The organism is uncultured Capnocytophaga sp. (assembly GCF_963525585.1).
Classification (GTDB): domain Bacteria; phylum Bacteroidota; class Bacteroidia; order Flavobacteriales; family Flavobacteriaceae; genus Capnocytophaga.
The window spans coordinates 1-8,605 of the sequence record NZ_CAURLX010000062.1 but is presented as its reverse complement, the minus strand read 5'-3'; the positions used below and the strand labels follow the sequence as shown (position 1 = coordinate 8,605).

Annotated in this window: 10 protein-coding genes and 2 tRNA genes; 10 read left to right on the top strand and 2 right to left on the bottom strand. The window is 37.5% G+C overall.

Translation table 11 applies throughout. The features are described 5' to 3' along the window. Window positions 1-247 precede the first annotated feature (247 nt). The 4 genes from RYK20_RS10370 to RYK20_RS10355 all read left to right on the top strand — a co-directional run bounded on the left by RYK20_RS10370 (window position 248) and on the right by RYK20_RS10355 (window position 3,645). A complete protein-coding gene (locus RYK20_RS10370) occupies window positions 248-838 on the top strand; it encodes a DUF416 family protein (RefSeq protein WP_314895369.1) in 591 nt (196 codons plus the stop codon). A 111-nt stretch (window positions 839-949) separates the two neighbouring features. Beyond that, window positions 950-1,858 carry a hypothetical protein gene (locus RYK20_RS10365; RefSeq protein ID WP_314895368.1) on the top strand — a complete coding sequence of 303 codons (909 nt, stop codon included), beginning with the start codon at window positions 950-952 and terminating at the stop codon, window positions 1,856-1,858. An 86-nt stretch (window positions 1,859-1,944) separates the two neighbouring features. Continuing rightward, window positions 1,945-2,214 carry an SMI1/KNR4 family protein gene (locus tag RYK20_RS10360; protein WP_314895367.1) on the top strand — a complete coding sequence of 90 codons (270 nt, stop codon included), beginning with the start codon at window positions 1,945-1,947 and terminating at the stop codon, window positions 2,212-2,214. A 195-nt stretch (window positions 2,215-2,409) separates the two neighbouring features. Beyond that, on the top strand, window positions 2,410-3,645 hold the full coding sequence (locus RYK20_RS10355; protein ID WP_314895366.1) for a DUF5103 domain-containing protein: 1,236 nt from the start codon (window positions 2,410-2,412) through the stop codon (window positions 3,643-3,645). Window positions 3,646-3,647: 2 nt separating this feature from the next. Here RYK20_RS10355 and RYK20_RS10350 read toward each other — a convergent pair whose 3' ends face one another. Continuing rightward, on the bottom strand, window positions 3,648-5,054 hold the full coding sequence (locus RYK20_RS10350) for an AAA family ATPase (protein ID WP_314895365.1): 1,407 nt from the start codon (window positions 5,052-5,054) through the stop codon (window positions 3,648-3,650). Between the two features lie 112 nt (window positions 5,055-5,166). Here RYK20_RS10350 and RYK20_RS10345 point away from each other — a divergent pair, with 112 nt between their 5' ends. From RYK20_RS10345 to RYK20_RS10330, 4 genes are all read left to right on the top strand, one after another. Beyond that, a complete protein-coding gene (locus RYK20_RS10345) occupies window positions 5,167-5,835 on the top strand; it encodes a hypothetical protein (RefSeq protein ID WP_314895364.1) in 669 nt (222 codons plus the stop codon). Beyond that, window positions 5,819-6,637 (top strand): DUF3822 family protein, encoded by an 819-nt coding sequence (locus RYK20_RS10340; RefSeq protein WP_314895363.1) that lies wholly within the window; start codon window positions 5,819-5,821, stop codon window positions 6,635-6,637. The genes RYK20_RS10345 and RYK20_RS10340 overlap by 17 nt, the downstream gene beginning before the upstream one ends. An 83-nt stretch (window positions 6,638-6,720) precedes the next feature. Beyond that, window positions 6,721-6,960, top strand: a complete 240-nt coding sequence (locus tag RYK20_RS10335) for a NifU family protein (RefSeq protein WP_297978464.1) — start codon at window positions 6,721-6,723, stop codon at window positions 6,958-6,960. Between the two features lie 65 nt (window positions 6,961-7,025). Beyond that, window positions 7,026-7,955 carry a GYDIA family GHMP kinase gene (locus RYK20_RS10330; protein WP_314895362.1) on the top strand — a complete coding sequence of 310 codons (930 nt, stop codon included), beginning with the start codon at window positions 7,026-7,028 and terminating at the stop codon, window positions 7,953-7,955. Here RYK20_RS10330 and RYK20_RS10325 read toward each other — a convergent pair. Further along, window positions 7,918-8,247, bottom strand: coding sequence for a 2Fe-2S iron-sulfur cluster-binding protein (locus RYK20_RS10325; protein WP_314895361.1), 330 nt, complete (start codon window positions 8,245-8,247; stop codon window positions 7,918-7,920). The two genes, RYK20_RS10330 and RYK20_RS10325, sit on opposite strands and share 38 nt — an antisense overlap. Window positions 8,248-8,424: 177 nt before the next feature. On the opposite strand from RYK20_RS10325, the gene RYK20_RS10320 reads away from it, so the two are divergent. Beyond that, window positions 8,425-8,499 (top strand) — tRNA-Val (locus RYK20_RS10320). Window positions 8,500-8,526: 27 nt separating this feature from the next. After that, a tRNA-Val gene (locus RYK20_RS10315) sits at window positions 8,527-8,601 on the top strand. The last annotated feature ends 4 nt before the right edge of the window (window positions 8,602-8,605 follow it).

Here is an 8,605-nt window from a genome sequence, read left to right as displayed (position 1 = left end):
TACAAGGCACGGACTATTTCTTTCTCAACCACTTATAGAAGAATTACAAAAAGAAGCAATTACAGGATATGTTATAGAAAATGGGATATTGGAAAACTAGGTAATGTATCAGATGTGTTGTTAAATTGCAAAAACCTACCAAGCAGTACAATCTAAAAAGATAAAATAATTATAGAGGCACGAGCTGAAAGCTCGCACCAGCAGAGGCAATTGAAAGATAAAGGTATAAAAATAGATTGTAATTAAAATGAATATCAAAAATTTCAAAGAAAAGCTAATAGAGAAATTATATAGCTTATCTGATATAAACAAATCTATATATTCTATGTATTGCATAGAAAGAATCTATGGGTTATATTTGTTATATACAAAAAAATTCAATATAAATACCATTTATGCTAATCAAATAAAGCAAAGATTATGGGAAAGTATTTTTTATAGGAACAAGGATTTAAATAATTTGAATAGAGAAATAGAAAATATTTTGCCAAAAGAAGATTTTCAAGGATGGGAAGTTACATTAGCAATTAATATGAGTATTTGCTTTGATATATCTTTTAAATCAATGAATAATGAACATAAAAATGAGGTGTCGGGTTTATATGTATATGATTCTATATTCCAAGTATGCTGTTTTTTATCTCATCAAAAAATTATAGATAAATATTTACTTGATAGAATAGAAAATAGTGTTATTATTGCAGAAGAAGTAAATTATCAAATTCAGTATCTTCAGTATTTAGAAGACAAAAAAATGTCATTAGAAGAATTAAAATTTTATAAAAATTATTGGGAGAATAATACTCTATCCATTCAATATATAAAAGATAAATGGTAGAATAATGTGTTAGATGTGTTGTGAAAATCTTAGGAAATGTATCAGTTGTGTTGCTAAGTTTATCGCCTTAAACACTACCCCATAGAGAAAAGCGTTTTTAAAACCTATAAAATGATGAAACATCTAACGATTACAATGCCAGAAGTCCCCTCATTAACAAGTGATGATGAGCGTAAGATTATTAGTTTCTTTAATAAAGAAATTAAAAGACTTAAAAAAGATAATGATTGCTTGTCGTCAACATCTGAAATAATAGAGGGGATTAAGCAGAGAATCCGTAAGAAAATTAAAGAGAATGAAGATGGATATGAAAAAGCAAGTTGCTTGCGGTCTTCCATAGGAATTCATTTGGATACACTGCCCAAGCACTTGTTGCTTAATGGAGTTAAAGATGCGTGGGTGTACTTTACTAAAAATTTGCTTTGGCAGGAGAAAATAATTACAGAATTATTTAATTTGCCTCAAATTCCTCCTCGTTATAGTGTAATAGCACCCTCAAGTAAGAGTTTAGGCGGCTTATTGGCACTTTCCACTATTTGGGGCAAAGAGGAAATGAGTTCTGTTTTTAGAAAATATATAGATTTGTATTTCAGTGATTATAAAGATAGTTATAAGAATGGAGAACAACATCATTTATTTGTATTTACCCTGTATGATTTACTTAAAACAAAACAACTAAATGAAGATTTCCTAATGATGTTGCCTGAAGACACTATTTATAAAAAATTCCTGTCGGTATGGGATACTAGAGACTTAGAACTTTTAGGTAAGGTTCTATATGAAATTTGCAATCAACATATTTTCAGTGCAATGCATACAGCTGCTAAGTTCAGTGAAATCTTTAATTTTGCTTTTATTCCTTATGAAATAAAACTTATTGAATTATTACGCAAGCAAGAACAACTTGAAACCCCTATCGTGAATCACCCCTTACTAAACACACCCCTTGCCGAAATACCTTTAGAAGTCCCTTTTTGGAATGTACAGCAAGATGAGGTGTTGAAAATGTTGGATAGATAATCGTTTTTAGTCTAATAGAGAGCGAGCGACAAGAGACCTACCAGCGGGGGAAATACAATAGTTGTAAATAAACTATATTAAAAAAGATGCTATTTTTATTAGCACATCCCAATTCTTTAAAATCAATTGTTCCTAAAGAGGTATTTATAAAACCTACGATTTCAGAAGAAGAAGTTTCTGAAATAGAAAAAAGGAACAATATAATACTTCCTAAAGATTATAGAGAGTTTATAACAAAAATAGGGAATGGATGTATAGGTCTAGATTATGGACTACTTTCTTTGCAAGAGTCAACGAAAGACTTCAAACTTAGAGAAAAACCAATTCTTAAAATAATGAAAGTTCTCAAGGTTTGATCAAGAATATTCGGATTGGTTCAAATATTTTCATATTATTTCATTTAATATCGTATCTTTGTCCGAAATTTCTAATATAGGGACAGTCTGTCTTTTGAGTTTGTAAATACGAAGATAAGGAATTTTAATGTTTCTTATGAATCATATGAAAGTTAAGACGGTTTTGCCGTGCCTTTATAGTCAATTCAGGTTTTTATGAGAGTTATTTTTATCATCTGCCTACTAATGCAAGTATCTCTTTATGGGCAGGAACTTTTGCCGCCAGCCCATATCAAAACACTTCAGTTCTATGCAACTGAGGATACACAAGCCCAGTTTCCTATTGTTACGTTGGGGCAGTCTTTTACTCTTTCTTTTGATGATTTACAAGGGAATGAGGCGGATTATTACTATACCCTCACTCATTGTGATTACCAATGGAAACCCTCGGGGCTCCTTAAGAGTGAGTACCTTAAGGGGCTTGATGACGTGCGTATCACAGACTACAAGAATTCCTATGCAACCCTCCAGCCTTATACTCATTATCGGCTAACACTTCCTAATGAACACACAGATTTTCTTCTTACAGGGAACTATCTCCTTACAGTCACCGATAGTGAGCAACATCCTGTTTTCACTCGAAGATTTGTCATCTATAGTCCTACAGCTCAGGTACAACTCTCTGCTATTCAGAGTCGTGATGTAAAGTATGCTTCCCAGAAACAGACCCTTCAGTTCAAGATTACTTCCAAGACAATGCAGTTTCTGAATCCAGATACCAGTGTAAAGGTGTGTATCCTCCAGAACTACCAATGGCATAATGCCAAGCAAGGAATAAAACCTCAGTATATCTTAGGGAATGAATTAGTGTATAAGTATGACCAAGAGACTTCCTTTTGGGGAGGAAATGAATATATGTTCTTTGAGTCCCGTGACTTACGCTCACCTACCTCAGGAGTCTATACAGCCCGTAGAGAAGGGAATCAGTATGTTTGTCAGCTTTTTACTCAGTCCTCCCGTGCAGGAATGCCTTATACCTATGCTCCTGATATTGATGGAAATTTTCGTATTGTCAGTAATCAAGGGCGAGAGGTAGCCACCGAGGCAGAATATGCATTAGTCTTCTTCAGCTTACAGGCTAAAGATTATGACCCATCCGATGAAGTATATGTGTATGGGCACTTCTCCGATAATGCCCTTATCCCTCCCTACCAGCTTACCTATAATGCTCAGGATGAAATGTATGTGGGTAGTGTGTACTTAAAGCAAGGTTTTTATAACTATAAGTATGCTCGTAAGCGTGATGGTGTGGTAGATTACAATGCATTTAGTGGTAATCATTCCCAGACAGAGAACAATTACACTCTACTGGTATATTATCGTTCTGTAGGCGACCTCTATGACCGAGTGATAGGGGTAGGGAGCCTGAATACAACGCAGGTGGCTCGCTAACCTTAGCTGACAATATCTTCAGTAGGGAACTTGACCAAGTACACTTTCTCCTTGGCACGTGTTAGTGCGGTATATAACCAACGAAAATAGGCGATGCTCTCTCCATCAGGAAGAAAAGGCTTTTCTATGAAAACAATATCCCATTGTCCGCCTTGGCTCTTATGGCAGGTAACACAATAAGAATACTTTACCTGTAAGGCATTATAGTAGGGATTTTGCTTGATATTCATTGGAGGAATATATCCTGAAAGCTGGTTATATTCTGTAATAATGGCTTGGTAGAGGGTATTCTGCTCTGCAAAAGAAAGAGAGGCGGTAGGGCTCTCTAAGGTATCCAGAAGAAGAAGGGTCTCAAAGGGCTCAATGGAAGGGTAATCAATAAGAGAGACGAGCACCTGAGCAAAATGATATCCATACCGCTTCTCGAATCCATTAATTTCAAGGATTTCAATAATATCCCCATTGGCAATAAATCCCGCTTGAGAGGATGGAGAAAGCCAAAGATAATTATTCTTGACTACCATCAGGAGGTCTCCTACACATAAGGGAGCTTCATAGCCTAAGGAGACAGTACGTATCTGCTGGTTGTACTCTACAGCACGCTTGTTCGAACGGACAATAAAGGTAGTTTCCTCACGCCCATACTCCTGATAAGCGCTTGTGAGAGCTTCTTCTATTTCGTATCCTGCTTGTAACAGGACAATATCCCTAAAGGGAGCTATCTGTAACTGAAAACCTTTTTTGAAATGGGCAATTCGCTTCCTCAACTGGGTAGCATTGTAGAGAATACCTGATTTTCTTCCTTGCCGTACAACCTCTGTTAAGGTCATCTCAGTAACTTCCTTATGGTAGTAGAATGAGAGCCTCTCCTCATCCAGCGCCGGGCTTAGCTCGGTATGGATAGGTGGAAGCTGAGCTGTATCCCCAATGAGCATCAGCGAACATTGCTCCCCTGTATAGACGAACTCTATAAGGTCGGAGAGTAAGGAACTCCCTCCAAAGGCATTGCGTTCCCCTATCATAGAAGCTTCATCTACAATAAATAGTGTATGCTTAGCCCTATTACTTCTCAGGGAGAGAGAAAGCTCTCCATTGAGCATCTCAGGAACATAGAGACACTTATGAAGGGTATAGGCTTTCTTCTTACTATAAGTGCTCATCACCTTAGCCGCACGTCCTGTAGGTGCTAGTAACACGGTTTTGACTTCACAGGAAGCTAAAGTTTTTACTAAAGTACTGATAAGGGTGGTTTTTCCTGTACCTGCATACCCCTTGAGCAAGAAGAGTTTCTGGTCGGAATCTTCTTCGGCTAAAAAGTCTGCAAGTGCTTCTATTACAGCTTCTTGGGATTCGGTAGGCTCTAGAGAAAAATGGGAAAGAAGCAGGTCATAATATTCGAAATTTTCCATTATCAGCGAATAAATTCCAAAGATAATAAAAAAAATGAAATAAAATGAGTTTTATTTAAAAAAATATTGTATTTTTGCTCATTGTGAATCTATTGGACAAAACATTACTAATATGAGAAAGATTGTACAAGCTTCATTGCTGGTTGCCAGCTTATTAGGTTTTTACTTTATCTACAAATCTATCGCAGGACCTATTGAGTTTGAGAAAGAAAGTCAGCAACGTTTTCTTGAAGTAATCGCTAAGCTGAAGGATATTCGTAAGATAGAGGAGGCTTATGAAGCCACTCATAAGAAATATACAGCTAAGTTCAGTGACTTGGAGGACTTTGTGGATAATGGATACTTCTATATCACCACACAGCGTGATACTAGCTGGGTGGATTATGATAAGCATTATAAGATAGATGTAACTAAGCAGACAGTACTTATTGATACCATTCAGAAGATTCCTGTGAAGGATTCACTCTTCAAGGATAATGACCGATACAAACAGCTTTCCTATGTGGAGATAGAAGGGAAGAAAATCCCTATTACAATCCAAACAGGAGAGGTTACAGGAGGAAATAATGTAAAGTTCTCTGTTTTTGAAGTGAAAATCCCTAAGGAAGAGGTACTAGAAGGCTTAGATGAGGATGAAATACAGAAAGAAATCCGTAGAGTAGGGGTAAATGATGTAAAAGGAGAGTTTATCTCCATAGGATCTCTTAAAGAAGTTTCTACCAGTGGAAATTGGCCTTCCTCTTATGATGAAAGACTGAACAAACGTGCCACAAGAAAGTAATATACATATTCAGTTTAAGCAAATGTCCATTCAATTGAATTTGGGTGGGCTTTCTTTTTGTATATTTAACCCATCGCTTTCTTGTATAGAATCCATTTATCATCTGCCTTTGCCTCCTACAATGCCCTTGCTTGTAGTAGAAAAGGAACTACAGGATTATTTGAAGAACGAACGGGCTCTTTGCCAGGATTTTGATACGATTAAGGTGATTCATAATAATCAGGACTTTGCCTTTGTCCCAGAGAAACTCTTTGCTAGCGAACACCTTTTTGAGTATCTGAAATTCAATGTACAGGAATATCGTAACCAGATCATTAGTCACGATACCCTTGAGCAGGAAGGAATGATTAATGTGTATATCCCCAATGCTTCGGTGAATCGGATTCTTAGAGAAACTTATGGCATCTTCGAGTACGAACACTTCACTACACTTTTACTCAAGGTGTTACTAATGCACAACCCACAGAAGAAACCTGCTGTATATGCACACTTTGAAAAGGGTTGTTTCCACTTGGTAATCTTCAAGGAAGGGAAGGTAGCTTTCTTTAACTATTTTACCTTCGAAGAACCTATTGATATGCTCTATTATCTACTCTTCTCCCTGGAGCAGCTCTCAATGGATACTGAAGTAACCCCTATATACCTCTTGGGTGATATTATCCGAAATTCGGAGGAATATTACTTGATATACAAGTATGTCCGATTTATCTATTTCCTACCTCCTCAGAAAAGTAATCCTTTCTGTCAGAATATGGATCCTACTTTGGCACGAATGAACTTTATTCTTACCCATACTTTTTAAAAATTAAGAAAAGAAAAAATTGTAGATTTCAATTATTTCTGTATCTTTGCACGGCATAAATAAACCTTATAGCGTATTGAAAAATGAACAACCCAGAATTATTAAAAAGAGTAGAGGTAGCCTTAGCTGAAATACGTCCTTATCTCCAGAATGATGGCGGGGATATCTCCCTTGTTGAGATTGAGGATGACAAAATCGTAAAAGTAAGGCTTTTAGGAAGCTGTCTTAACTGTAGTGTGAATCAGATGACCCTTAAGAGTGGGGTAGAGATGACCGTTAAGAAGTATGCACCTGAGATAGAAAAGGTGATTAATGTGGAATAATCCATAAGAATACACTAACAAATCCTCCCCTTTAGTTCCTCTTAAGGGGATTTTTTACATAACTTATGCAAGGAGAAAGCTTATATACCGCTCATGGGAAGCTCCTGCTCACTGGAGAATATGCGGTAATGGATGGTGCCCTAGCTTTGGCACTTCCTACACAATTGGGGCAACGGATGAGCGTACGCCCTACGGATAAGAAAGAAATTTTCTTTAGGAGCCTTACCTCAGAGGGCAAAGTATGGTTTGAGCAAGTTCTTTTTCAGGGGATACAACACCCCATTGCTCAACCCTTAGAACAACTTCTCCAAGAAGCCCAACGCCTGAATCCTTCCTTCCTTTCTGAGCAAGGGGCATGGGTGGAAACACAACTAGAGTTTCCTCAATATTGGGGCTTAGGCTCTTCTTCCACACTGGTAACTATGATTGCCCAATGGGCAGGAGTGGATCCTTATCAGCTTCTCAAGGCTAGCTTTGGGGGGAGTGGTTATGATATAGCCTGTGCAGAGGCTAACAGTCCTATTCTGTATCATTTGCAGGAAGGAACTCCTAGGAACTATCCTATTTATTACAAGCCAACCTTTGCCTCACAGCTCTTTTTTGTTTATCTCAACCAGAAGCAGAATAGCCGCGAGGGGATTGCTCTTTATCGAGCTATTAAAAAGAAAAAAGAGGCTTTAATTCAGCAGATAACTACTCTTACGGAAAATATATATCGCACAACTACAATAGACGAATTTTGTCTCCTTATAGAGGCGCACGAAGCCTTGCTAGCAACCTATCTACAACTTCCTACAGTGAAAGAACGCCTGTTCAAGGATTTTCAAGGAACTCTCAAGAGCTTAGGAGCTTGGGGAGGTGATTTTATATTGGCTATAGCAGAAGCTCCTTATGTACAAGGATACTTTACTTCCAGAGGGTTTGATACGATAATACCTTTTGACCAAATGGTATTGATTACGGATAGGGAGCCAGTATTACCTCCAAGCCATTAAGTTCTTCAGTGATAGGAATCTGACAACCTAGCCTACTGTTAGGTTGGGTGTAGGAAGTCTCAAAGAGCATTGCTTCCTCGTCGGCTCCTATCTCTGGTAAAGGGACATCATTCTGGACATAGCATTGGCAAGAACCACACATAGCCATTCCTCCACATACCCCTATTTCTCCATCCTCAGCGATGGCATAGGCACGAATAACCTCCATTAGGGACATATTCATATCTATGGGAGCCTCTACTTCAAAGAGAGTACCTTCTCGATCGGTGATTTTTAATGTAATATCAGACATTTTTAAGGAGTCAAAAATAGAATGCAAAGGTAAGAAATAAATGGGAAACTCCCTCAAGGAATTCAAAATAATGTATTAATGTTTTTATTTTCAATGAATTACTATTTTTTTTAAAAAAATAGATAAAAAAGTTTGCTAATTCCAGAAAAAGTAGTACCTTTGCAACCGATTTAAAAAGGGTTCTTAGCTCAGCTGGTTCAGAGCATCTGCCTTACAAGCAGAGGGTCACTGGTTCGAATCCAGTAGGACCCACTTTTTGAGTGTTATTATATTGTGTTAGGGTTCTTAGCTCAGCTGGTTCAGAGCATCTGCCTTACAAGCAGAGGGTCACTGGTTCGAATCCAGTAGGACCCACTTT

Coding starts and splice junctions, on each gene's coding strand:
- RYK20_RS10370 (WP_314895369.1), top strand. CDS start 248: ATGAATATCAAAAATTTCAAAGAAAAGCTAATAGAGAAATTATATAGC.
- RYK20_RS10365 (WP_314895368.1), top strand. CDS start 950: ATGATGAAACATCTAACGATTACAATGCCAGAAGTCCCCTCATTAACA.
- RYK20_RS10360 (WP_314895367.1), top strand. CDS start 1,945: ATGCTATTTTTATTAGCACATCCCAATTCTTTAAAATCAATTGTTCCT.
- RYK20_RS10355 (WP_314895366.1), top strand. CDS start 2,410: ATGAGAGTTATTTTTATCATCTGCCTACTAATGCAAGTATCTCTTTAT.
- RYK20_RS10350 (WP_314895365.1), bottom strand. CDS start 5,054: ATGGAAAATTTCGAATATTATGACCTGCTTCTTTCCCATTTTTCTCTA.
- RYK20_RS10345 (WP_314895364.1), top strand. CDS start 5,167: ATGAGAAAGATTGTACAAGCTTCATTGCTGGTTGCCAGCTTATTAGGT.
- RYK20_RS10335 (WP_297978464.1), top strand. CDS start 6,721: ATGAACAACCCAGAATTATTAAAAAGAGTAGAGGTAGCCTTAGCTGAA.
- RYK20_RS10330 (WP_314895362.1), top strand. CDS start 7,026: ATGCAAGGAGAAAGCTTATATACCGCTCATGGGAAGCTCCTGCTCACT.
- RYK20_RS10325 (WP_314895361.1), bottom strand. CDS start 8,247: ATGTCTGATATTACATTAAAAATCACCGATCGAGAAGGTACTCTCTTT.